We start from the raw sequence: 24,355 nt of genomic DNA on the forward strand, positions 1-24,355 counted from the left end.
GACATGATCGAGAGGGGGCGTAGACCGTATGCCCCGACGCGGGCGAGTTAACGCGAATGGGCCGGTTCAACCACTCTTCACAGTGGTCGAACCGGCCCATCCGGGTGTGTCGGCTTGCCCGGGACGGCGTCAGTCGCGCGCGGACTCCACGGAGTCGACCTCGGCGGCCGTGCTGCCGTACTTGCCGTCGAGCCGGGAGACCAGGCCGGTGACCTGGCGGGCGATGTCGGGGGCGGTGAGCCCGATCTCGGCCATGACCTCGGCGCGGGAGGCGTGGTCGAGGAAGCGGGGCGGGATGCCGAAGTCGCGCAGCGGGACGTCGACGCCCGCGTCGCGCAGTGCCTGGGCGATCGCCGAGCCGACGCCGCCGACGCGGGAGTTGTCCTCGACGGTCACGACCACGCGGTGCCGCTCGGCGAGCGGGGCCATGGCCTCGTCGACGGGTTTGACCCAGCGGGGGTCGACGACCGTGGTGGTGATGCCCTGCCGGTCGAGGAGGGTCGCGATCTCCAGGCACATCGGGGCGAGGGCGCCCACGGAGACCAGCAGCACGTCGGGGGTGTCGGTGCCGCTCTCGCGCAGTACGTCCATGCCGCCGACGCGTCCCACGGCGGGTACGGCGGGGCCGACGGCGCCCTTGGAGAAGCGCACGACGGTCGGCGCGTCCTCGACCTCGACGGCCTCGCGCAGCTGGGCGCGGACCTGGTCGGCGTCGCGCGGGGCGGCGAGCCTGAGGCCCGGGACGACCTGAAGGATCGACATGTCCCACATGCCGTTGTGGGAGGCGCCGTCGGTGCCGGTGACACCCGCCCGGTCCAGTACGAACGTCACACCGCACTTGTGGAGGGCGACATCCATCAGGACCTGGTCGAAGGCACGATTGAGGAATGTGGCGTACACCGCGAACACCGGATGCACCCCGCCCGCCGCCAGGCCCGCGGCGGAGACGGCGGCGTGCTGCTCGGCGATGCCGACGTCGTAGATGCGGTTCGGGAAGGTGTCCGCGAACTTCTTCAGTCCGACCGGCTGCAGCATCGCCGCCGTGATCGCGACGATGTCCTCGCGCTCCTTGCCGAGCTCGACCATCTCGTCCCCGAAGACCGAGGTCCAGTCGGCGCCCGAGGCCTTGATCGGCAGACCGGTGTCGGGGTGGATGGGGCCGATGCCGTGGAAGCGGTCGGCCTCGTCCTGGAGGGCGGGCTGGTAGCCGCGGCCCTTCTCGGTGAGGCAGTGCACGATGACCGGGCCGCCGAAGCGCTTGGCGCGGGCCAGCGCGGACTCCAGGGCCTCGATGTCATGGCCGTCGATCGGGCCGACGTACTTCAGGCCGAGGTCCTCGAACATGCCCTGGGGGGCGATGAAGTCCTTCAGGCCCTTCTTGGCGCCGTGCAGGGTCTCGTAGAGGGGTCTGCCGACGACGGGGGTGCGCTCCAGCACCTCCTTGGTGCGGGCGAGGAAGCGCTCGTAGCCGTCCGTCGTACGCAGGGTGGCGAGGTGGTTGGCCAGGCCGCCGATGGTGGGCGCGTACGAGCGCTCGTTGTCGTTGACGACGATGACCAGCGGGCGGTCCCCGTCGGCGATGTTGTTCAGCGCCTCCCAGGCCATGCCGCCGGTGAGCGCGCCGTCACCGATGACGGCGACCACGTGGTCGCCGCGGTCGAGGATCTGGTTGGCCTTCGCGAGGCCGTCGGCCCAGCCGAGCACCGTGGAGGCGTGGCTGTTCTCGATGACGTCGTGCTCGGACTCGGCCTGCGAGGGGTAGCCGGAGAGGCCGCCCTTCATCTTCAGCCGGGAGAAGTCCTGCCGGCCCGTGAGCAGCTTGTGCACGTAGGACTGGTGGCCCGTGTCCCACAGCACCTTGTCCTTCGGGGACTCGAAGACCCGGTGCAGGGCGATGGTGAGCTCGACCACGCCGAGGTTGGGGCCGAGGTGGCCACCGGTCTTGGAGACGGCGTCGACGAGGAAGGTGCGGATCTCCTCCGCCAGCTGGTCCAGCTCCTCCAGGCTGAGCCGGTCCAGATCACGCGGTCCCCTGATGCGGGTCAGCAGCGGCACCCGTGCCTCCTTGCAGTAAAAGCTGATCGAGCTGTTGCCGGGCTTGTCGAGTCTAATGTTCCGCCCGGGCGGACGGACTCCGGCCCATGGGTCATAGGTCACGCGAACGGCCGTACCCAGAATGAGCCTTTCCTATGACACGACTGTGCCCGGCATCTGAACGATGCCGGGCACAGTCGTGTCACCTGGAGCGTCAGCCGCGACCGGCGGCCTTCTGGCTCTTGCGGGAGATGGAGTCGATGACGACCGCGCCCAGCAGAACACCACCGGTGATCATGTACTGGATCGAGGTGTTCATGTTCAGCAGGTCGAGGCCGGTCTGGATGGACTGGATGACCAGCATGCCCAGGAGGGCGGACCACACCGTGCCGCGGCCGCCGAAGAGGCTCGTACCACCGATGACGGCCGCCGCGATGGCGAGCATCAGGGTGTTGCCGCCACCGGCGTTCAGCGTCGCGGACGCCGTCTGGCCCGCGAAGAACATGCCGCCGACCGCCGCGAAGCCACCGGAGATGGCGAACACGGTGATACGGACCATCGGCACGCTGATACCGGCACGGCGGGCCGCCTCGATGCCGCCACCGACCGCGAAGACCTTACGGCCGTACGTGGTGCGACGGAGCACGAAGTCGACGATCACCAGCGCCGCCAGGAAGATCACCAGCGCGTTGGAGACACCGGAGGCGTTGTTCAGCACGCTCGCCGCGAGGAAGGACGCGACGGCCAGCGCACCGACGCGCAGCAGGATCTCGGCGGTCGGCCGGAACGGCACACCGGCGGCCCGGCGGCGGCGCTGCTCGCCGAAGTTGCCGACGAGGGTCAGCACGACCGCGAGACCGGCCAGCAGGTACGCGCCGATGATGGCCTGGTCCATGAAGAAGGAGCTCTGGCCGAGCAGGTGCACCGGGCCGGAGTCCGACGGGATGTTGATCGTGCCGCTGGAGCCCAGCAGCCACAGCATCAGACCGTTCCAGCCGAGGAAGCCGGCCAGGGTGACCACGAAGGCAGGTACGCCGAGCTTGGCGAAGAACCAGCCGTGCAGTGCGCCGATGCCGGCGCCGGTGGCGATCGTCAGGACCAGCGACAGCCACGGGTTCATGGTGTGGTCCACCACGAACACGGCGAACAGGGTCGACGCCAGGCCGCTGACGGAACCGACCGACAGGTCGATCTCGCCGAGCAGCAGGACGAACACCAGGCCGATGGCCAGCATGCCGGTGGCCGACATGAAGTAGCTGATGTTCGAGAGGTTGTCGGCGCTCAGGAAGAGGTCGTTCTTCGCCTGGAAGATCGTCCAGATGACGATCAGACCGATGACGACGGGCAGCTGGCCGAGCTCGCCGCCCTTCACCTTGCGCTTGAACTCGGTGACGTAACCCTTGAAGCCCTCTTCCCGCACCAGCAGGCGCGGGTCGACGACGGCGACCGGAGCGGCCGTCGGGTCGTCGGCGGGGGCCACGGTGGTCTGGTCCTCGATCACGCCCCCGGGCTCCGAGGAGTCGCTCTTCACGGTCTTGGACGTGTCGCTCACTTTGCCGCCTCCGCGGTGCGACGCCCCGCACGACGGGTCACGGCGTTGTCCGTGGCCCCGGTGATCGCGGCGATGATCTCTTCATGGCTGGTGTCCTTCACGGGGAAGGAGCCGTTGTTCTTGCCCAGACGCAGGACGGCCACGGTGTCCGCGACCGCCTTGACGTCGGCCATGTTGTGGCTGATGAGGATGACGCCGAGGTTGCGCTCGCGCAGCCGCTCGACCAGGTCGAGGACCTGCGCCGTCTGCTCGACGCCGAGGGCGGCGGTGGGCTCGTCGAGGATGACGACCTTCGGGTCACCGATCAGGGCGCGCGCGATGGCGACGACCTGGCGCTGACCGCCGGAGAGGCTGGCGATCGGGATGCGGACGCTCGGGATGCGGATGGAGAGCGTCGACAGCAGCTCGCGGGCGTTCTTCTCCATCGTCACCTCGTCGATGACGCCGCGGTGCAGCAGCTCGCGTCCGAGGTAGAGGTTGCCGACCACGTCGAGGTTGTCGCACAGGGCGAGGTCCTGGTAGACGGTCGCGACGCCGAGTCCCTGAGCGTCGTGCGGCCGGTTGATGCTGACCGCGCTTCCCTCCCACTCGATGACGCCCTCATCGATGGGGTGCACACCCGCGATCGTCTTGACCAGGGTGGACTTTCCTGCGCCGTTGTCGCCCACCAGGGCGACCACTTCTCCGGCGTGAACCTCCAGCTCGACGTCGGTGAGTGCCTGCACCGCACCGAATCGCTTGGAGACTCCGCGCAACGCCAGCACGGGCGTAGCGGACACGTGAACCATCTCCTTCGCCGCCTGACCGGCGGGGATGCCGCGCTGAAAGACAGGCGCGGAGGGATGTGCGCGACACGCGGGGTACGCGATGCCGTCGCACGAGGTTTACAAGATGAACATGCGTGAATCCGCTGCGCTTGGCAACGGTTCCGTCCGACGCCCGCCCCGGCAGCGGGGTATGAGGTGGGGCGGGCGTCGGACAGGTCTCACGGGACCGCTGAGCGGTCGGTGGGACCCGAGGGCCGGCTCGACAAGCGACTCGAGAGGGGCCCTCGGGACCGGGTGCCTACGAGAGGACCGGCGGACTACTGGAGACCGGCGGCCTTGCAGGCGGCGGCGTACTCGGCGGTGCAGATGTCCGCGACGGTGTACAGACCGTCCTTGATCACCGTGTCCTTGATGTTGGCCTTGGTGACCGACACCGGGGTCAGCAGCTGCGAGGGGACCTTGTCGCCGGAGCCGCTGGTCAGCGTCTCGGTGGCCAGGGCCTTGATGTCCTTGCCCTCGAGCAGGTCGACCGCGAGCTGGGCGGCGGCCTCGGCCTCGGGCTTGAAGGCCTTGTAGACCGTGGAGGACTGGGTGCCGGCGACGATGCGCTGGATACCCGCGAGCTCGGCGTCCTGACCGGTCAGCGGGATGCCGCTGATCTTCGCGCCCTTGAGGGTGTTGGCGATGCCACCGGCCATGCCGTCGTTGGCCGCGTAGACGCCCGCGATGTTCTTGGCGCCGAGCTGGGTGATGGCCGCGGACATCTTCTGCGCGGCGACCGTGTCCTTCCAGAGGCCGGACTGCTCGTAGGCGATGTCGACCTTGCCGTCGAGGGCCTTGTGAGCGCCTTCCTTGAACTGACCGGCGTTCGGGTCGGCGTCGTCACCGTTGATCATGACGACCTTGGCCTTGGGGGTCGCCTTGGCGCCGAGGGAGTCGAGCAGGGCCTGACCCTGGAGCTCGCCGACCTTGACGTTGTCGAAGGAGACGTAGGCCGAGACGGGGCCCTGAGCGAGGCGGTCGTACGCGACGACCTTGACACCCTTGTCCACCGCGGACTGGATCGAGGACTTGATCGCGGCGGAGTCCTGGGCGGAGATCACGATGACCTTGACGCCCTTGGTCACCATGCTGCTGACCTGCTGGGCCTGCTTGGCCGAGTCGGCCGCGGCGTTCGCGTACTCGAGCTTGCAGTCCGAGCAGAGCGCCTTGACCTTGGCGTCGAAGTACGGCTTGTCGAACTTCTCGTACCGCGCGGTGACGCTGTCGGGGAGCAGCAGGCCGATGGACTTGTTGCCCGAGCTGCTGCTGCCGGAGTCGCTGTCCTTGTCGTCGCCCGCCTTGCCACACGCGGCAATCGAAAGCGCCATGGACACGGCGGTGGCGCCGATCACGACTCTACGCATCGTTGCGTTCATTTGAGGTGTGCCTCCCTGACAGGGCCGCAACGCTGCGGCCGAGGTGGCTCGAAGTCAACTCGGCCGCAAGTTCGACGTCAAGAAGTAAATACTTAACGAGATGGCAACGGCCTCATTCGTTCTCTAAGTGAAGGCAGGTGTCGCCGCGGTCAGTGTGCCGTCCAAAAGGGTCGAATCGCCCATCTCGCTCAACGCGAGAGCGAGCGCCCCCAGCACCTCCGCGCGGCCGCCAAGTGCCCCCGGGAGAACGGAAAGTTGACGCGCCGCACTCGGGATCGCATAGCGGCCGACAGACTCCCTGATCGGACCGAGCACCAGCTCACCGGCCTCGGCGAGATCACCGCCCAGCACCACCCGGCTCGGATTCAGCAGGTTGCAGAGATTGGCGACTCCACTGCCGATATGTCGGCCCACGTCGGCGATCACCCGACGGCAGCCCGGATCACCGTCCCTCGCCAGCCGCACGACGCCTTCCATCGTCAGATCCGTGCCGTGGCTGGACTGGAGGAGCGGGAGCACGTAGCGCGCCGCCGCGAAGGTCTCCAGGCAGCCCCGATTTCCGCAGCGGCAGACGGGGCCGGACTCGTCAAGTGTAATATGTCCGATTTCACCGGCGGTGCCACCGGGACCCCGGTAGATCTTGCCCTCGATCACCAGACCGGCGCCGACACCGCTCGCGACCTTGATGTATGCAAGATCACGTACGCCTCTGCCGCTGCCCCAGACCATCTCCCCGAGGGCGCCCAGATTGGCGTCGTTGTCCACGTGCACGGGCACGCCGAGCCGGCCTCTCATCTCCTCGGCGGGTCTGGTGCCGATCCAGCCGGGCAGGATGGCGGACGAACCCAGCGTCCCGGACTCCAGATCGATCGGTCCGGGCACGCCGAGACCGACTCCCGCGACCTTCTCACGGTCCACCCCGGTGGCCTCGATCAGCCGGTTGACCAGCTGTTCCGCCCGATCGAAGCCCTGTGTCGAGGAGGCGTCCACATCGAGCGGCTCGGACTCCTCCGCGAGGACCTGGTGGGCCAGGTTGCCCACGGCGACCCGTAGGTGGGTATGGCCGAAATCCACCCCGATGACGATGCCCGCGTCGCCGCTCAGACTGACGCTGCGCGCCCTTCGTCCGCCCGCCGAGGTGGGCGTCACCTCGACGGTTCCGCCGTCCTTGAGTTCACGCACGATGTTGGAGACGGTCGCGGCGGACAGACCGGTGGTCCGGGCGATCTCCGCTTGCGTCAGGGACCCTGCCAGACGCACGGCGCGTACGACCCGCTCCAAGTTGGCTCGGTGCAGCGACGACTGCGACCCCGGAGTCTCCACGACGACCTCCTGCGCGCGGGACCGCTTCAATGAGGCCCCGTCTATGTCCAACTAGTGAACTCTAAGCTGAGCCGTTCGGGTCGCCTCCCGTCAAGAGGTTGAACAGTATCCGCATGCGTGCGAAGAGACACGGAGGGTGTTCGAGCCACGGTTGCGGGGTGTGCGGGAGCGGCTGCGGGGCGTTGCGGCCAGGGCTCGGCCGGGGCGGGGGCGTGGAGAGAACAGGTGGTGAAAGCGGGCGGGGAGGGGTGAGCTCCCGGGGAGAGCGCGGGCTGGCGGCCGCGGGGATGAGCGTCAGAGGGCCAGGTAATGAAGGCGAAGCCGGTTTCGCCACACTTCCTTGGCGGGCCGGCAATCCGCGGCCACGGCCACCTTCAGAGTCCGTGCGGGGAACCGGAACCCGGAGCGGGAGCCGGCTTCCGGATGAGAGCGCAGGTGACGCGGCCTCGCGTCGAAGCCGCGGCGGACGACCGGCGAAGGCGCGAACGAGGGCGCGAACGGCGGCGGGCTGCCGGCGCAGGACGTGAACGACCACGAACGCCGGCCCGGGAGGACAAGGATCACGCCACGGGCAGGCGCCGGAACGGGCTGCCTGACGCAACGGGCAGGCCCCGGAACAGCGGGTGCGACACGCTACGGGCAGGCACCGGAAGGGTGATGGCTACACGTGGCGGGCAGTCCGCGCGGGCGGTCCCCCGTGGAGCGGGCGCCCGCGCAGACGCGAAGGGCGTCTCGACGCGGGCGCCGGCCGAACACCGGACGCGCTCCTACTTCAGCGCCCCGGCGGTCAGCCCCTGCACCACCTGCCGCTGGAAGACGATGTACGCGGCGAGCACCGGGAGCATCGCCATCACGAGACCCGCGAAGAGCCCCGACCAGTCACCCTTGTAGCCCTGGCTGACGGCCAGTTGGACCAGGCCCTGGGTGAGGACGCGTTTGTCGGGATCGGTGTTGAGGACCGTGGGGAGCATGTACTGGTTCCACTGGCCCAGGAAGTTGAAGATACCGACGCTGATCAGGCCCGGCTTGGCCATGGGCACCATGATCTGGAAGAACGTACGGCTGTGCGAGGCGCCGTCCACGAAGGCCGCCTCCGCCACCGAGGTCGGCAGCGTGCGGAAGAAGGCCGTCAGGAAGAACACCGTGAACGGCAGCGAGTAGGCGATGTAGACGAGGATCAGGCCGTGGATGGAGTTCAGCAGGCCCATGTTGTTCACGACGTAGAACAGCGGGACCAGCGCCAGCATGATCGGGAAGCTCATGCCTCCGATGAAGAGGAAGTAGATGAAGCGGTTGCCCGGGAAGTCGAAACGCGCGAGGACGTAGGCCGCCATGGAGCCGAGGACCAGCGTGCCGATGAGTGAACCGCCCACCACCAGGATGGTGTTGAGGAAGTAGTCGCTCATGTTGGCCTGGGTCCAGGCCCGTGACCAGTTGTCGAAGTGCAGCTTGTCCGGCAGTGACCAGGGCGACCCGAAGATGGAGCTGTCGTTCTTGAAGGAGGTCATCACCGCCCACAGCAACGGCAGCACGACCATGATCGCCCAGATGACCAGGATGCCGTGGGAGAAGGCGTTGAGAACGCTTCCCTCCGTTTTCTTCTCCGTAGGCGGTTTCCCGGTGGACAGGCCGACCTTCGTGACGGGGACGGTCGAGCCGGACTCGGCCGGCAGCGGCGCGGGGGTTTCGGTCGTCTTCATCGTCAGTACTCCAGCCGCTCGCGCCGTCCCAGCCGCATCACGACGGCGGCGAAGGCCAGCGTCACGACGAGCAGGGCGACGCCGATGGTGGTGGCGTAGGCGGCCTGACCGTCACGGAAGGCCTTCTGGTACACGTACAGGACCATGACGGTGGTCGAGTAGTCGGGGCCGCCGGGTCCGGTCGTCATGATCTGCACGACCGCGAACGACTCGGCGCCGAGCGCGAGGATCCCCATGTAGACCCAGCCCGACTGCACGGTGTCCCAGAGCAGGGGCAGGGTGATGCGGAAGAACGTCGCGGCCCGGCCCGCGCCGTCCAACAGGGCGGCTTCGTACAGGTCCGCCGGGATGGAGGCCATGCCGGCCGAGAACAGGACCACGAAGAAACCGACCGTGGACCAGATGAGCACCGCCATCACGCACCACAGCGCGAGATCCGGGTCGCCGAGCCAGAGCGGCTGGAGACCGTCCAGCCCGATCCCCCGGAAGAAGGAGTTGATCGCGCCGCTGTCCGGGTTGTACGCGAAGGCGAACAGCAGCGCCACGATGGCGATCGACAAAACTTGCGGAAAGAAATACACGATCTTGTAGAAGGAAGAGCCGCGGACCCCGGAGATCACCGGGCCGCCCTTCCTTCGCCGTCCACCGACATTGATCATGAAGGCGAAGAACAGCGCCAGGCTGATCGTGACCAGCGGCAGCACGACCGCGAACATCAAGCTGTGCTGCAAGGACTTCCAGAAGATCTCGTCGTCCAGCATCCTCCGGTAATTGTCCAGGCCGACCATCTTGAATTCGGGGCTCAGGCCGGTCCAGTCCGTGAACGAGTAGTAGATGGACTGGATGAACGGCCACACCACGAAGAGCGCGTACAGTCCCAGGGGGAGCGCCAGGAACCCCACGATGAACCGGTACTTGCCGTGCTGCATCGCCACTCCGGTGCTTTTATGGATACTTCGCCGTGATTCTCACCGTCACTGGTGCTTGTAATGCTTGATCGTCGTGTCCTGGGCGGCCTCGTCGGCGTAGCCCTGGATCTTCTTGATCGCCTCGGCCGGAGTGAGCCGGCCGGCCATCATCTCGCCGAGGCCGGACACCCCGATCTTCTCCTTCTGCAACTGGACGTACCAGTCCTGAAGTCGCGGATTCACCACGTTCTCGCCGGCCTTGTCCAGCGCCGCCACACCCGACTTGAGGCCCGGGGTGAGGGTGATGCCGTCGGTGCCGCCGTTGTACGCGGTCAGCGACTTCACCTTGGAGGTGAAGTTCTTGGAGGACGCCTCGCTGAGCATGATGCGCAGCTGTTCCATGCCGCCCGCCGTGTTCTTCGCCTTGGCCGGCACGACGAACGGCTCACCGCCGGAGGCCCAGATGGTGCCGAAGGGCATCTTGTCGGAGGAGTCGATTCCGGTGGGCGCGGAGACGGCCAGGTCGAAGTCCGCGGGGATGACGTTCGCCGACTCGTTCTCCACCCAGGAGCCGTTGGGGATGAACAGGGCCTTGCCCTTGGCCCACGCGGTCTGCGACTGGATGTGGTCCAGACCCGGGGTGCCCTGGAGGACGTAACCCTTCTTGTAGAGCTCGTAGTAGGCGTCGAAGCAAACCTTTACTGCCGGGTGTTTCCAGGCGTTCGGCTCCAGGTTGTCGATGGCGTCGAGGACTTCACGACCGCCCACCTTGCCGATCATCGGGTACAGCGAGAAGGGGAGGTAGTACGGGTACTTGCCCGCGTACGTCCAGCCCGCGATGCCCTTCTTCTTGGCCTTCTCGCAGACCGCGAGCATCTCGTCCCAGGTCTCGGGATACGTGGCGTCGAGCGAGTCCAGGGCCTTCTGCGAGTACCAGACGCCGTAGACGGTGTAGGCGTAGTACATGATCCAGACCGGGTCGCCGTCGAACTGACCCATCTCGACGATGCCGGGCCGCAGGGTGTCGCGCACCTTCTTGCCCGGGTCGTCGTAGGACGGGGCGTCCAGGAGCGGAGTGAGGTCGGCAAGCTGTTTCTTGCCGACCAGGACGCCCATGTCCATCTGCTCGGCGCCGGAGTTGTCGATGAGGTCGGGCGGGGTGCCCTGGTTGAAGCGGGGCTGGAGGGTCGACTGGATCTTCTGGGTGGCCGAGAACTTCACCTTCGCGCCGGGGAAGCCCTTCTCGTAGATCTTGACCGCGTCCTCGGCGTACTCCTTGCCGAAACCGCCGTCGAACAGGACGAATTCCATCTGGGCGGTGTCGTTGACCGCGAGTGGATTCTTCGCGGTCTTCTTGCCGGCCTCGGCCTTGTCCTCGTCGCCCCCGCCACTGCTGGCACAGGCGGACAGAAAGCTCATCGTGGGGACGGAGATCAGGCCGAGCGCCGCGGATCTCTTGATCAGGTCTCGGCGGCCGACACCTGCGGAGCCGTTCTTGTTCGAGCCGATGTTCTCGGAGTGGGATCCCATGCTCAAGTCCTCGCCTTCTCCAGGACTCAGGCGGTGCACCGGATCCTTCCCGGCACCGCGGTCAGGTCAAGCAGGGTCGTACGGATCATGCGGTCGTACGGATCATGCGGTCGGACGCCATCGCCGGATTCGACAGTGAATCGCCGACAGGTATAGTCCACTTCTTGCCAACGGAGCAAGATCGAATGCAAGGTTGGCCGTTGGTCTTTTCCGAGTTGAGACCTCCCGGAAATATGACCGGCCGGTGGGTGGCTTGCCGGAAAATTGCATGACATGGGCCCCGCCTGGCGCAATCAACATCCTTGACATCACTGTCCACTTGGCCACCTACTGATTCCTGCGCCACAGGAAGACAACGTTGTCCGGGGCGTTGTCCGGCGCGGGGAGGGTGCTCTCGCATGCGACGGTTGAGACGGTTGCGGGCAGTCGTGATCACGGCTGCTCTGGTCATGACGGTCGGCGCACAGGGGACGGCGGTCGCGCTGCCTTCCCCGGTGCCGGTACCGGGCCGGGGGTTCGCCTCGTCCTTCGAGGCGGGTGAACACGCCCCCGACTGGCAGAGCACCGTCGACACCACGCCCGGCGGAGGCAAACGGGCCTCGGGAGTGGACGGCGGGTACGGCGGCGGGCTCCCCGGCGATGTGACCGACCGGGTCACGGACGTCCGGGCGAGCGCGGAGAACACGGCCGGCGGCGAGGTGAAGGAGAACCTCGTCGACGGCGAGGCGAGCACCAAGTGGCTGGCGTTCGCGTCCACCGGGTGGGTCGAGTTCGATCTCGACGAACCCGCGCGGGTAAACGCTTACGCCCTCACCTCGGCCAACGACGTCGCCGAGCGCGACCCTGCCGACTGGACCCTCTCGGGCTCGGCGGACGGCACCGCCTGGACCTCGCTCGACACCCGCACCGGGGAGTCCTTCGCCGAGCGGTTCCAGACCCGTACGTACACCCTCGCGGCCCCGGCCGAGTACCGGCACTTCCGGCTGGAGGTCACCCGCAACCACGGCGCCGGGATCCTCCAGCTCGCCGACGTGCGGTTCGGCACGGGCGGCAGCGACGGGCCCGTCCCGCCGGACATGCTCACCGTGGTCGACCGGGGCCCGAGCGGCTCACCGACCGCGAAGGCGGGCGCCGGGTTCAGCGGGCGACGGGCGCTGCGCTACGCGGGTCGGCACACCGCTTCCGGCCACGCGTACTCGTACAACAAGGTCTTCGACGTGAACGTCCGGGTCGGCGCACGCACGCAGCTTGCGTACCGGATCTTCCCCGGGATGGCGGAGGGCGACCGCGACTACGCCGCGACAAATGTTTCCGTGGACCTGGCTTTCACTGACGGCACGTATCTGAGCGCGCTCGGGGCGAGCGATCAGTACGGCTTCCCCCTGTCGCCCAGCGGGCAGGGCGCCGCGAAGGTGCTGTACACCAACCAGTGGAACGACGTGGTGTCGGGGATCGGGACCGTGGCGGCCGGGAAGACGGTCAACCGGATCCTCCTCGCCTACGACTCCCCCGGCGGACCGGCCCGGTTCAGGGGCTGGGTGGACGACATCGCGCTGCGCACCGCCGCCCCTGAAGCGGCGAAGGCCCATCCGTCGGACTACGCGGTGACCACCCGTGGCACCAACTCCAGCGGGAGCTTCTCGCGCGGAAACACGTTCCCCGCCACGGCCGTGCCGCACGGTTTCAATTTCTGGACGCCGGTGACCAACGCGTCCTCGCTGGGCTGGCTGTACGACTACGCGCGGGCCAACAACGCGGACAACCTGCCCACGATCCAGGCGTTCAGCGCGAGTCACGAGCCGAGTCCGTGGATGGGCGACCGGCAGACCTTCCAGCTGATGCCGTCGGCCGCGGCCGACGTCCCGGACACCGGACGCACGGCGCGGGCCCTGGCCTTCCGGCACGTGAACGAAACCGCCCGCCCGTACTACTACGGAGTGCGTTTCGAGAACGGTCTCACGGCGGAGATGGCGCCGACCGACCATGCGGCCGCTCTGCGCTTCACCTACCCGGGCGAGGACGCCAGCGTCGTCTTCGACAACGTGACCGACCAGGCGGGACTGACCCTGGACAAGGAAGCCAGCGTCGTAACCGGTTACTCGGACGTGAAGTCGGGACTGTCGACGGGAGCCACCCGGCTCTTCGTGTACGGCGAGTTCGACGCCCCGGTGACAGACGGTGCGTCGAGCGGCGTAAAGGGTTACCTGCGTTTCGACGCGGGCGCCGACCGCACGGTCACCCTGCGCCTGGCGACCTCTCTCATCAGCGTCGACCAGGCCCGCGACAACCTCCGCCAGGAGATTCCGCAGGACACCGATTTCGACACCGTCAAGCAGCGGGCCCAGCAGCAGTGGGACAAGCTCCTCGGCACGGTGGAGGTCGAGGGCGCGAGCCAGGACCAGCTCACGACGCTCTACTCCAGCCTGTACCGGCTCTACCTGTACCCCAACTCCGGTTTCGAGAAGGTCGGTTCGACGTACCAGTACGCGTCGCCGTTCTCGCCGATGCCGGGCCCGGACACCCCGACGCACACCGGTGCGAAGATCGTGGACGGCAAGGTGTACGTCAACAACGGTTTCTGGGACACCTACCGGACGACCTGGCCCGCCTACGCCCTGCTGACGCCCACTCAGGCCGGTCGGCTGACCGACGGCTTCGTCCAGCAGTACAAGGACGGTGGCTGGACCTCGCGCTGGTCCTCGCCCGGGTACGCCGACCTGATGACCGGCACCTCGTCCGACGTCGCCTTCGCGGACGCGTTCGTCAAGGGAGTCGGCTTCGACGCCAAGGCGGCGTACGAGGCGGCCCTGAAGAACGCGACGGTCGTGCCCCCGGCGTCCGGGGTGGGCCGCAAGGGCATGTCCACCTCACCCTTCCTCGGCTATACGGGAACGGCGACGCACGAGGGCCTGTCCTGGGCGCTGGAGGGCTACCTCAACGACTACGGCATCGCCCGCATGGGCCAGGCCCTGTACCGCAAGACCGGTGAGAAGCGCTACCAGGAGGAATCCGAGTACTTCCTCAACCGCGCGCAGGGTTATGTGCACCTCTTCGACACGAAGGCCGGGTTCTTCCAGGGCAAGGACGACAAGGGCGACTGGCGGGTGGCGTCGGAGGCCTACGACCCGCGGGTGTGGGGTTACGACTACACCGAGACGAACGGCTGGGGCTACGCCTTCACCGCCCCCCAGGACAGCCGGGGCCTGGCCAACCTGTACGGCGGCCGCGACGGTCTGGCGAAGAAGCTCGACACCTACTTCGCCACCCCGGAAACCGCTTCCCCGGAGTTCGTGGGTTCGTACGGCGGCGTCATCCATGAGATGACGGAGGCGCGGGACGTGCGGATGGGCATGTACGGGCACTCCAACCAGGTCGCCCACCACACGATCTACATGTACGACGCGGCCGGACAGCCCTGGAAGGCGCAGGCGAAGGCCCGCGAGGTGCTCGCACGGCTCTACAGCGGCAGCTCGATCGGGCAGGGGTACCACGGCGACGAGGACAACGGCGAGCAGTCGGCCTGGTACCTGTTCTCCGCGCTCGGCTTCTACCCGCTGGTGATGGGCAGCGGCGAATACGCCGTCGGCTCACCGTTGTTCACCAAGGCGACCGTGCACCTGGAGAACGGCAAGGACCTGGTGGTCAAGGCGCCGAAGAACAGCGCCAAGAACGTGTACGTACAGGGCCTCAAGGTCAACGGCCGTGCATGGACATCGACTTCGCTGCCCCACACACTCCTCGCCCAGGGCGGTGTCCTGGAGTTCGACATGGGACCGCGTCCCTCGTCGTGGGGGTCCGGAAAGAACGCGGGACCGGTTTCGATCACTCAGGACGACAAGGCGCCGGCGCCGCGTGCGGACGTGCTGAAGGGCGCGGGCGCACTGTTCGACGACACCTCGGCAACGCAGGAAACGGTGTCGGGTCCGCTCGCCCTGCCGGTCGCAGCCGCGGCCAAAGCGGTGCAGTACACCCTCACGTCGGCCGACCACACAAAGGCACCGACGGGCTGGGTGCTCCAGGGTTCCGCCGACGGGCTGACGTGGACCGACCTGGACCGGCGCTCCGGCGAGACCTTCCCGTGGGACCGGCAGACACGCGCCTTCACACTCGAGCGGCCGGGCACGTACGCGCACTACCGGCTGGTCGTCGACGCGGACGCCGGTGGCGCGGGCCAGGTCAGCCTCGCAGAGCTGGAGTTGTTGTCCTGATCCGGTAACCAACAGCGATGGCCCGCTGTACCGCGTGTCACCCGTGTTCCAGAATGACGAGGCCGCCCGGCGGACACCGGGCGGTCCGTCATGGAGGGGGACAGCGGTACATGAGCGTCATCAGACGGTTCACGGGGCTGCTCGCGGGTGCGGCGCTGGGAGCGGGAGCCCTGTTCGCGACAGCGGCTCCGGCACAGGCGTACAGCCCCAACCCGGTGTTCCACGCCTACTACTACGACACCGACAACTGCCCGTGCAGCGGCGGCAATCTCACCGACCCGTTCGACAACACGTACTTCGCCGGCGACGCCGGCGGCCAGGCCGTGAAGATGGAGCTGACCGACTCGGGGGCGTTCGTCGGCAAGGTGGAATTCCACCCCTACGACGAGAAGCTGTGGGTGTACGACACCGCCAACGACGGTGACACGTACTACGTCAAGGTCGGCTACACGTCCGGCGGCGTGACCCACGACCTGGGCACCTTCAGCCCGCCCGGGACCACGGCGGTGCTGGACTACCAGGTCCAGGACTTCGACCTGCCCGAAGGCGCTTTCGTCGACATTTCCGTCTACGACGACGCGGCACTCACCGACCTCATCGGCGCCGCCCGCGGCACCGGATCGGCCATCGCCTAGGCAAACCCGCGTCACCCGGAGGGACCATGCCGCTCACCGTGCCCGTCCTGCCCGAGGGGATCGACCCCGCCTGGCTGCCACGGGAGGCGTTCCGGCCGGTCGGCAGCCGGCGAACGCTGATCGAAGGCTCGGGCCTTCTGGTGGACACGGTGCACGGTGAACTGGCCGACGCATGCGCACGGTTCGGCGGCGAGGTGACCGTACGAGGCGAATCGGACGTCTCGTCCTCGTACGACCTCGTGCTGAGAGTGGCGGATGCCGGTCGCTCCGGCGACTCCGGTCCGGGGCTCGGCGTTGCCGGCGGCCACGGCGGCCACGGCGGCCTCGGGGGTCATGGCCGCCTCGGTGGTCTCGACAGCCCGGATGGCCTCGACGGCCCGGGTGGTCTCGATGGTTCGGGTGACGTCGGTGGACTCGGTGCAGACGGGTTCGTCCTCGAGCGCGCCGAGGGGACCACCGTCATCACAGCGGGCGGTCAACCCGGCCTGCTGTACGGCATGTTCCAGATCGTGCGGCTCGGCGAGGACGCCTTCCGGGGCGCGCCAACACATGCGGCACACCGCCCGGCGACGGCGCTGCGGATGCTGGACCACTGGGACAACGTGGCCGTACATCCGGTGATGGGCCAGGTAGAACGCGGTTACGCGGGCGGATCCCTCTTCTGGCGGAACGGGCGGGCCCGGGGGGAGTGGGAGCGTGTCCGGGCGTACGTCAGGCTCCTTGCGGCCTGCGGGATCAACGCCGTCTCGGTCAACAACGTCAACGTCCATGAGACCGAGGCCCACCTCCTGACCGACCGGATCGGCGAAGTGGCCGACATCGCGGGGGCGTTGCGCCCGTACGGGATCCGCACGCATCTGTCCGTGACCTTCGCCGCGCCGGTCGTGCTCGGCGGACTGTCCACGGCCGACCCGCTGGACAAGGGGGTGCGCGACTGGTGGGCGGGGGCCGTGCGGGAGGTGTACTCGGCCGTCCCGGACTTCGGCGGGTTCGTGGTGAAGGCCGACTCGGAGGGCCGACCGGGGCCGTTCACGTACGGCCGCTCGCACGCGGACGGCGCGAACATGCTGGCCGCGGCGCTCGCTCCGTACGGCGGCACCGTCCACTGGCGGGCATTCGTGTACGACCACCGCCAGGACTGGCGGGACCGTTCGACGGACCGGGCGCGGGCCGCGTACGACCATTTCGCGCCACTGGACGGGAAGTTCGCCGACAACGTCGTTCTCCAGGTGAAGCACGGGCCGATGGACTTCCAGGTGCGCGAGCCGGTCTCGCCGGTGCTGGGAGCCCTGCCTCACACACGGGTCGCCGTGGAGGTGCAGGCAACTCAGGAGTACACCGGGCAGCAACGGCATGCGTGCTGGCTGGGACCCATGTGGAGCGAGGTGCTGCGTTTCCGGCCTGAGGGTGAACAGCGCTCGAGTGTCGGTGAGTTGGCGCGTGGCGGGCTGGTGGCGGTCGCCAACGTCGGTGACGATCCGTTCTGGACCGGACATCCGCTGGCCCAGGCGAACCTCTACACCTTCGGCCGGCTCGCCTGGCACCCGGCCGCCGACCCGCATCAAATCCTGGACGAGTGGATCGCGCTCACCTTCCCGTCCGCCTCCGAGCGGTTGGCCACCGGGCTGCGGGCGGTGCTGCACGGCTCCTGGCGGACGTACGAGAAGTACACCGCGCCGCTCGGCGTCGGCTTCATGGTGCAGCCGGGTCATCACTACGGGCCGAGCGTCGACGGCTACGAGTACAGCCCGTGGGGGACGTACCACTTCGCCGACCGGGACGGGATCGGCGTCGACCGCAGCGCGGCCACCGGCACGGGGTACGCGGCGCAGTACGCCAAGCCCTGGGCCGAGCTGTACGAGTCGGCCGCATCGTGCCCCGACGAGCTTCTGCTGTTCTTCCACCACGTGCCGTACGGGCATGTGCTGAAAAGCGGGAAAACGGTTGTGCAACACATCTACGACACGCACTTCGAGGGCGTGGAGGAAGCCGAAGAGGCCCGCCGGGTGTGGGCGGGCCTCGCGGAGCCGGCGGACCCGGCATGGCACGCCCGCGTGGCGGAACGGTACGAGGAGCAGGTGCGCGGCGCACGCGAGTGGCGGGACCAGGTGAACAGCTACTTCCTGCGGAAGTCCGGCATCCCGGACGGCCGGGGGCGCACCATCTACTGAAGCCGAAGGACGGCCACGCCCAGCGGGTCCAGGGCGAGCACCTCGCCCTGCTCCAGCCGTTTGCCGGTGAGGAGGTCGGTCGCGGCGGTGTGGGCGGGTATGCGGGCGGGCTCAGAAGCGTGGTTGAGGAGGAAGAGGAAACGGGTTCCGTCGGACGCGACGCGGGTGGCGGTCTCGACGGTGGGGTGGTCTGCGTAGGGGCCGATCAGGTCGTGGCGGGCGAGGATCTGACGGACGACGTGGTCGAGGCCGGGCTGGTCGAGGGCGGTCGCCACGTACCAGGCCTGTCCCGCGCCGAAGTGGTTGCGGGTCACCGCCGGGGTGCCCGCGTAGAAGTCGGCGCCGTAGGTGGCGACCGGTTCGGCGCCACGGAGCTGCACGATCTCGAAGACGAGCCGCCCCTGTGTCGTCAAGTCGCCGAGCTGTACCGGCTGTTCGACGTCGTGGGCCCGAGCGTCCCATTCGTCGACGCGGATGCCCATGAGGGGGGCGAGCGGGCCGGGGACATCGGCGAGGAAGGCCCGGTCGTGTTCGTCGGAGCGGGCGGTGAGGAAGGTGGCGAGGACGGTGCCCCCTCGTAGGGCCACCCCCTCCAGGCGCTTCGCCAGGTCTCCCTTGACGAGGTGGAGCACGGGCGCGAGGACCACGTCGTACGGCGTGAGGTCGGCGGTGACCGCCACGACATCGACGTCGGCTCCCGCCTCGCGGGCGGCTCGGTAGTAAGCGTGTACGACATCCGGGTAACGGACCAGTCGCGAGGGGCCGTCGGAGATCTCCAGCGCCCACCAGCTGTCCCAGTCGAAGAGGAGCGCGGTGCGGGCCGGGGTCCGGGCGCCCAGGGTGGCCGCTCCGAGCTCGCCGAGTTCCCGGCCGAGGGCCGCGACTTCGCGGAACACACGGGTGTCGTCGCGGCCCGCGTGACCGATGACCGCACCGTGGTACTTCTCGCACGCGCCGCGTGAGGCGCGCATCTGGAAGTAGAGGGCGGCGTCCGCCCCGTGGGCGACGGCCTGCCAGGTCGCGAGACGGAGCTCGCCCGGCCGGCGCAGGGGGTTGACGTCACGGCAGGCGGTGGTGGAAGGGGTCTGTTCCATCAGCCAGAAGGGAGCACCGTCCTTGAGGCCGCGCATCAGGTCGTGGGCCAGGGCGGGACGGGTGGGCGGGGCGTCGAGGGGCGGGTAGTTGTCCCAGGAGGCGAAGTCGAGGTGGGGCGCCCAACGGTGGTAGTCGAGCGGACGGTAGGCGCCCATGAGGTTGGTGGTGACGGCTGTGTCCTGGTCGTGGGCGCGGATGGCCTCCTTCTCGCCGGTGAAGCAGCCGAGCAGGGCCTCGGTCATGAAGCGCTGGTAGTCGAGGGTGACGCCCTGGAAGGCGGTGTGGTCGGGGCCGCGCCAGTGCTCGGTGAGGGCGCTCGGCGGCTCGATCTGGTCCCAGTCGGTGTAGCGGTGAGACCAGAACGTCGTCCACCAGGCGTCGTTGAGCGCGTCGAGTGAGCCGTGCCGTTCACGCAGCCAGTCGCGGAAGGCGCCGGCGCAGAGGCCGCAGTAACAGGCTCCGCCGTACTCGTTGTTGATGTGCCAGGCCAGTAAAGCCGGGTGTCCTGCGTACCGTTCCGCGAGGCGACCGGCCAGAGCCGTGGCCAGTCGACGGTAGTCGGGTGAACTGGGACAGAAGTTGTGTCGCTGGCCGTATCGGTGCCGGCGGCCCTCGAAGTCGGTGCGGTTGACATCGGGATACTTCTTCGCGAGCCAGGGCGGGAGGGCGGCGGTCCCGGTGGCGAGACAGACCTGACGCCTCTCGGTGGCGGCCCGGTCGAGAATGCCGTCGAGGATCGTGAAGTCGTAAACGCTTTCGTCAGGTTGGCTGAGCGACCAGGTGAAGACGCCCACGGTGAGGGTGTCGACACCGGCCCGGGTGAACAGGCGGTGGTCCTCGTCCCAGACGTTCTGCGGCCACTGCTCGGGGTTGTAGTCGCCTCCGTACGGGATCCTGTCGGTGTGCGGGAGACGGCCGTCGTTTCCGGTGTCGGGCTCGGTCATTCGGTGAAGACCTCCTGAGTCTCGACGATCACCGGACCGCTCGATCCCAGCAGGGAGAGCAGCAGCGGTGCGGCCAGCAGAGCGGGCAGGGCTTCCGTGAACAGAGCGGTGAGCCCGCCCCCCAGGGCGAGCAGGGAGGCCGCCGCCAGGGTGGCGCGGCCCCTCCGGAGCAGGAAGTACGCGGCGAGGCGGGCGGTGTCGCGGGCCCGGAACGCGAACAGCGACGTGAGGACGAGCGCGTGGGCGCCCCAGAGGAGCGAGGCCACGCCGATCACGCCCAGGAGCACGGACCACCAGCCGGGCAGACCGGTGGCGGCGAAGTGGGTGAGGGTGAACACGATCACGGTGAGCCAGGCCAGCAGGGGTGCCCACAGTTTCAGCGCGGGGAAGGCGTTGAGACGCCAGCCACGCAGGTAGACGCGGGCCGGGTGGAGGTCGGTGAGGTCGCGGCTGCGGTGGTGCAGGGCGTACAGCGCGGCGGAGACGGCCGGGCCGAGTGGCAGCAGGCAGCCGGCGGCGAGGGGCAGGTTCGCCGGGTCGGGGCCCAGGAAGAGCAGGCCGGCCAGGCCGGGGGCGGCCGTCGTGAGGAGCAGGGCCTCGACGGTGAGGAGGGTGTGCAGGAGGGCGGCGGCGCGGGACAGGGGTCCGGTGCCGAACCCGCCTGCGGTGGTCGCGGTGCTCATGGGGCCTTCCGTGCCGTCGACGGGCTGCGGCGGGGTAACCGGTTCCGGAATCAGTCAGTCCTCGGACCGGGTGGCCCTGCTGCGGAGTGGTCGGCAGTGGGCTGGGAAACCGGTGTCGAAATCGCTCACGCGGTGTCTCCTGCGATCTCTCCACCAGGTGAGCGGAGGAGGAAAGCGGTGTCGAAGCACTTACCGCGCTCATGCCGCCGGCCCGCCGAGCAGCCGCCGTTCGTCCCACCAGGGCGGGGCCTCGTCGGTGACCGGGGTGAGTTCGACAAGGGTGATCTCGTGGCGGGCCAGGGTGAGGTCCAGCTCGGCACGGCTCTCCCGCGTGGGCAGCCGCCGGTGGCTGCGGGCGGGTTCGGCGGCATCGTGCAGGACGTCCAGCTGCCCGGGCTTCGGCGAGCGCGGGCTGCCCATGTGCCGCCAGGCGGTGCAGGCGTTTCCGTGCTCGTCGTCGACGGTGGACCTGCGGACGAAGACCTCGCGGGCGGCGATCGGGAGGGACAGTCGCACCACATGCCGGTCGGGGCCCTGGGTCTCGCCGGTCGGGTCGACGGGCGCCCAGGCCAGGACCGTGATCCGGCCGTCGCGGTGGCGGGTGACCAGGTGGTCGTCGCCGCGGGCGAGCAGGTCGGCGCCCATCCGCGCCATGAACGCGTACAGGTGGTACGTCGGTTTCCTGATCTGTCGGTGGGTGAGCAACCCGAACCCGCCGTGGAAGAGGGCCGTGGGGACACCGGTTTCCTCGAACATGTCGCTGAACGTCCAGTACGAGAAGGAGTCGGCAAGGTCGCCGCCGTGCGCGAGGACCGGGGCCAGGTAAGCGGCATGGAAAGCGGTGTCGTGGATCGGGTTGTCGGGACGATAGGAGGAGTTGAACTCCGTGACGTGTACCGGTAGCCCTGCCAGCCGGGTGCCCTTGAGGAGTGCGCGGGGTGTGGCGAACTGGTCGAGCAGGCCGGACGCCGGGGCCAGGGTCTGGTGGACGCCGAACGGCACGTGCTGCGCGGGACCGGAGGTGTAGGCGTGCTTCGACACGAAGTCGACGGGCACGTCCCGATGCTCCGCGAACTCGGCGAACCGCTCGAGCCAGTCGTCGGCACCCGGGGAGATTGCCGGGCCCCCGACCTGAAGACCGGCGTCCACCTCCTTCACCGCGTGCGCGGTGACCTCGTACAGGCGGTGATACTCCTTTTCGTCCGCGTCCTGCCAGAAGTCGGCCAGGTTCGGTTCGTTCCACACTTCGATCGGCCAGGTGCGCACCTCGTCGAGGCCGTAGCGGTCGACGAGGTGGGCGAGGGTGGAGCGGACCAGGTCGGCCCACTCACGGTAGGAGCGGGGCGGGGTGACATTGCCCTGCCACCAGAAGACGGTCCGGCTTCCGGAGGCCAGCTCCGCGGGCATGAAGCCGAGCTCGAGAAAGGGACGGATGCCTGCCGTCAGATATGCGTCGACGACCTGGTCGACGTAGGTGAAGGAGTGGCGGACGTGTCGGCCTCCCTCGTGGTCGTAGGGGCGGTACACGCCCATGCCGTCGCTGAGCAGGCCATGGCCGCGGATGTATCGGAAACCGATTTCGCGCTGGATCAGGGCGAGGGAGTCCTGGTAGTCACGACGCAGGGCGAGTTCGACCCGGCCGGTGCCCACACAGAATCGCCAGGCGTCGGAGAGCCGGCCCTTCGGCTCGGCGGGGACGGTGTTCACCCGTTCTCCGTCCTGAAGCGTTCACGCGCCTTGTTGTGCAGGCCGACGAGCTGATCCATGTTCTTCGCCTTCAACTCGGTCACGTAGTCGTCCCATTCGGACAGCGGGCGCTTGCCCATGACGAACTTGAGCGTGTTCTGGGTGACGTGGTCTCTCAGGGGCGTGTCCCAGAGCGAGGCCTGCTCCTGCTCCACGGACCGCAACGGGTGGGCCGGGTCGATCGGCAGTTGTTCGCGTTGGGCCATCGCGTCCTGGAACTTCTTCTCGTCCGGGCTGAAGGAGGAGGAGACCAGCGCCCAGCTGCCGCCGTAGGTGAAGACACCGTTGAAGAAGCCGTAGTCCTTCTGCAGGTCCTTGGGGGCGTCCGGGTCCGAGCCCATGAGGGTGATGCCGGGCTCCAGCTCGTACCTGTCGCCGGCCCGGGTGTAGGTGACGCCCTGGACACCCCACTTGGCGAACCTCTGGCCCTCGTCCGAGTACCACAGCCAGTCGACGAACTGCATCATCGCGACGAAGGTGTCGCTCTTGAGCGCCTTGGCGGAGACCATGACACCGTTTTCCAACCGAGCGCCGCCGATCACCACGGGACCGGCCGGGCCGAGCGGTACCGGCACCATCTCGATCTTCGCTCCGCTGACCTGTTTCTCCAGGTTGTAGCGGTAGTTCTGAACCAGCTCCTGCGGGTTGGCACTGATCGCGAAGGACTTCTCGCCCAGCAGCTTCTGTACCGCGTCGTCATCGGTCTGGGTAAAACTTTCCGGGTCCATCAGCTTCTCGGCGACCAGCTTTCTCAGGTACTCGACCATCTGGCGGTAGCCGTTTGTGGCGCCGGTGAAGACGAACTGCCCGGCCTTCGTATCGAAGCTGATGTTGTCGTAGGTCCAGCCGGCCTTCACGCCGTGGGCCTGGCCGAGGTAGCTGAGCAACGCGGCTGCCGGAAACGGGGTGTTGGTGCTCCAGCGGTCGGTGAAGGGGTAGCGATCGGGGAATTCGGCCTTGATCGCCTTGAAGACGTCGTACACCTCGTCCCAGGTGGTGGGCAGGCTCAGGCCGAGCTTGTCGAGGATGTCCGTGCGCAAGGACAGCGAGTAGCCGGACTTGACCTTCTCGTGCAGGCCTGGGAGGAGGTAGTACTTGCCGTCGGACTGCCTGATGGAATCCAGTTCCGGTTCCAGCTTCCATTTCCTGACCTTGTCCTGGAAGTTGGGCATCAGGTGCACGTACTCGCTGACAGGGAGGATCGCACCTGACGAGACGAAGGCGACCTCTGCCGGGTGGTACGTCTTGGGAATCAGGAACGGGGCGTCGCCCGCGCCGATGAGGACACTGCGCTTCTTCTCGTAGTCGCTCAGCGGGACGGCAACGGGTTTCAGGGTGATTCCGGTGCGCTTGGTGAGTTCCGCCCAGAAGAGCCAGCTGTCCTTCAACGGGTAGACCGGGTTGTTGTTGTGCAGGACCGAGAAGGAAAGCGGCTTCGACGCCTTGAACTGCTGACCCGCGCGGTACTCCTTCATCGCGCCGTTCTGTTTCTTGGAGAGATCCTTGGCATTCTCTCCGTCGTCGCCGCTGCCGCACCCGGTGAGGGTGGCGAGGCCGATGAAGCCGGCGGCGGTGAGGATCTGACGTCGGGACAGCTGTCCGGCGTTCTTCACGGATACTCCCTTGTTCCGTAAGAGGGAC

General features: G+C 68.1%; 15 protein-coding genes. 3 read left to right on the top strand and 12 right to left on the bottom strand.

What is annotated here, in order from left to right; genetic code table 11:
• Window positions 1-129: 129 nt before the first annotated feature.
• The 8 genes from dxs to ngcE all read right to left on the bottom strand — a co-directional run bounded on the left by dxs (window position 130) and on the right by ngcE (window position 11,232).
• Window positions 130-2,055, bottom strand: a complete 1,926-nt coding sequence (gene dxs / locus ABT070_RS14260; protein ID WP_351759652.1) for a 1-deoxy-D-xylulose-5-phosphate synthase — start codon at window positions 2,053-2,055, stop codon at window positions 130-132.
• 193 nt (window positions 2,056-2,248) lie between these two features.
• Complete coding sequence (locus ABT070_RS14265) at window positions 2,249-3,586, bottom strand: sugar ABC transporter permease (RefSeq protein WP_351759401.1); 1,338 nt, start codon at window positions 3,584-3,586, stop codon at window positions 2,249-2,251.
• Window positions 3,583-4,374, bottom strand: a complete 792-nt coding sequence (locus ABT070_RS14270) for an ATP-binding cassette domain-containing protein (protein ID WP_351759404.1) — start codon at window positions 4,372-4,374, stop codon at window positions 3,583-3,585. Before ABT070_RS14270 ends, ABT070_RS14265 begins: the two co-directional genes overlap by 4 nt.
• A 296-nt stretch (window positions 4,375-4,670) precedes the next feature.
• On the bottom strand, window positions 4,671-5,771 hold the full coding sequence (locus tag ABT070_RS14275) for a sugar ABC transporter substrate-binding protein (RefSeq protein WP_451100186.1): 1,101 nt from the start codon (window positions 5,769-5,771) through the stop codon (window positions 4,671-4,673).
• Window positions 5,772-5,894: 123 nt separating this feature from the next.
• On the bottom strand, window positions 5,895-7,094 hold the full coding sequence (locus ABT070_RS14280; protein ID WP_351759407.1) for an ROK family transcriptional regulator: 1,200 nt from the start codon (window positions 7,092-7,094) through the stop codon (window positions 5,895-5,897).
• 767 nt (window positions 7,095-7,861) lie between these two features.
• Complete coding sequence (locus ABT070_RS14285) at window positions 7,862-8,794, bottom strand: carbohydrate ABC transporter permease (RefSeq protein ID WP_351759410.1); 933 nt, start codon at window positions 8,792-8,794, stop codon at window positions 7,862-7,864.
• A 2-nt stretch (window positions 8,795-8,796) separates the two neighbouring features.
• Window positions 8,797-9,723, bottom strand: a complete 927-nt coding sequence (locus tag ABT070_RS14290) for a carbohydrate ABC transporter permease (protein ID WP_351759411.1) — start codon at window positions 9,721-9,723, stop codon at window positions 8,797-8,799.
• A gap of 45 nt (window positions 9,724-9,768) precedes the next feature.
• Complete coding sequence (ngcE, locus tag ABT070_RS14295) at window positions 9,769-11,232, bottom strand: N-acetylglucosamine/diacetylchitobiose ABC transporter substrate-binding protein (protein ID WP_351759413.1); 1,464 nt, start codon at window positions 11,230-11,232, stop codon at window positions 9,769-9,771.
• Between the two features lie 398 nt (window positions 11,233-11,630).
• On the opposite strand from ngcE, the gene ABT070_RS14300 reads away from it, so the two are divergent.
• From ABT070_RS14300 to ABT070_RS14310, 3 genes are all read left to right on the top strand, one after another.
• The gene (locus ABT070_RS14300) at window positions 11,631-15,440 is read left to right on the top strand and encodes a GH92 family glycosyl hydrolase (RefSeq protein ID WP_351759416.1); all 3,810 of its coding nucleotides are present in this window, start codon (window positions 11,631-11,633) and stop codon (window positions 15,438-15,440) included.
• Between the two features lie 110 nt (window positions 15,441-15,550).
• The gene (locus tag ABT070_RS14305) at window positions 15,551-16,075 is read left to right on the top strand and encodes a hypothetical protein (RefSeq protein ID WP_351759419.1); all 525 of its coding nucleotides are present in this window, start codon (window positions 15,551-15,553) and stop codon (window positions 16,073-16,075) included.
• 26 nt (window positions 16,076-16,101) lie between these two features.
• The gene (locus tag ABT070_RS14310; protein WP_351759422.1) at window positions 16,102-18,246 is read left to right on the top strand and encodes an alpha-glucuronidase; all 2,145 of its coding nucleotides are present in this window, start codon (window positions 16,102-16,104) and stop codon (window positions 18,244-18,246) included.
• On the opposite strand, the gene ABT070_RS14315 is transcribed toward ABT070_RS14310, so the two are convergent.
• From ABT070_RS14315 to ABT070_RS14330, 4 genes are all read right to left on the bottom strand, one after another.
• Entirely contained in the window at window positions 18,240-20,285 is a 2,046-nt protein-coding gene (locus ABT070_RS14315) for a beta-galactosidase (RefSeq protein WP_351759424.1), read from the bottom strand. The two genes, ABT070_RS14310 and ABT070_RS14315, sit on opposite strands and share 7 nt — an antisense overlap.
• On the bottom strand, window positions 20,282-20,968 hold the full coding sequence (locus tag ABT070_RS14320; RefSeq protein ID WP_351759426.1) for a hypothetical protein: 687 nt from the start codon (window positions 20,966-20,968) through the stop codon (window positions 20,282-20,284). The genes ABT070_RS14315 and ABT070_RS14320 overlap by 4 nt, the downstream gene beginning before the upstream one ends.
• Window positions 20,969-21,166: 198 nt before the next feature.
• Window positions 21,167-22,675 (bottom strand): GH39 family glycosyl hydrolase, encoded by a 1,509-nt coding sequence (locus tag ABT070_RS14325; protein WP_351759429.1) that lies wholly within the window; start codon window positions 22,673-22,675, stop codon window positions 21,167-21,169.
• On the bottom strand, window positions 22,672-24,327 hold the full coding sequence (locus ABT070_RS14330; protein ID WP_351759432.1) for an ABC transporter substrate-binding protein: 1,656 nt from the start codon (window positions 24,325-24,327) through the stop codon (window positions 22,672-22,674). The genes ABT070_RS14325 and ABT070_RS14330 overlap by 4 nt, the downstream gene beginning before the upstream one ends.
• Window positions 24,328-24,355: the final 28 nt, after the last annotated feature.

The sequence above is a fragment of the Streptomyces sp. NPDC002884 genome (genome assembly GCF_040295245.1).
In the GTDB taxonomy this organism is placed as follows: Bacteria; Actinomycetota; Actinomycetes; order Streptomycetales; family Streptomycetaceae; genus Streptomyces.

Coding starts and splice junctions, on each gene's coding strand:
- ABT070_RS14270 (WP_351759404.1), bottom strand. CDS start 4,374: ATGGTTCACGTGTCCGCTACGCCCGTGCTGGCGTTGCGCGGAGTCTCC.
- ABT070_RS14275 (WP_451100186.1), bottom strand. CDS start 5,771: ATGAACGCAACGATGCGTAGAGTCGTGATCGGCGCCACCGCCGTGTCC.
- ABT070_RS14285 (WP_351759410.1), bottom strand. CDS start 8,794: ATGAAGACGACCGAAACCCCCGCGCCGCTGCCGGCCGAGTCCGGCTCG.
- ABT070_RS14290 (WP_351759411.1), bottom strand. CDS start 9,723: ATGCAGCACGGCAAGTACCGGTTCATCGTGGGGTTCCTGGCGCTCCCC.
- ngcE (WP_351759413.1), bottom strand. CDS start 11,232: ATGGGATCCCACTCCGAGAACATCGGCTCGAACAAGAACGGCTCCGCA.
- ABT070_RS14300 (WP_351759416.1), top strand. CDS start 11,631: ATGCGACGGTTGAGACGGTTGCGGGCAGTCGTGATCACGGCTGCTCTG.
- ABT070_RS14305 (WP_351759419.1), top strand. CDS start 15,551: ATGAGCGTCATCAGACGGTTCACGGGGCTGCTCGCGGGTGCGGCGCTG.
- ABT070_RS14310 (WP_351759422.1), top strand. CDS start 16,102: ATGCCGCTCACCGTGCCCGTCCTGCCCGAGGGGATCGACCCCGCCTGG.
- ABT070_RS14315 (WP_351759424.1), bottom strand. CDS start 20,285: ATGACCGAGCCCGACACCGGAAACGACGGCCGTCTCCCGCACACCGAC.
- ABT070_RS14320 (WP_351759426.1), bottom strand. CDS start 20,968: ATGAGCACCGCGACCACCGCAGGCGGGTTCGGCACCGGACCCCTGTCC.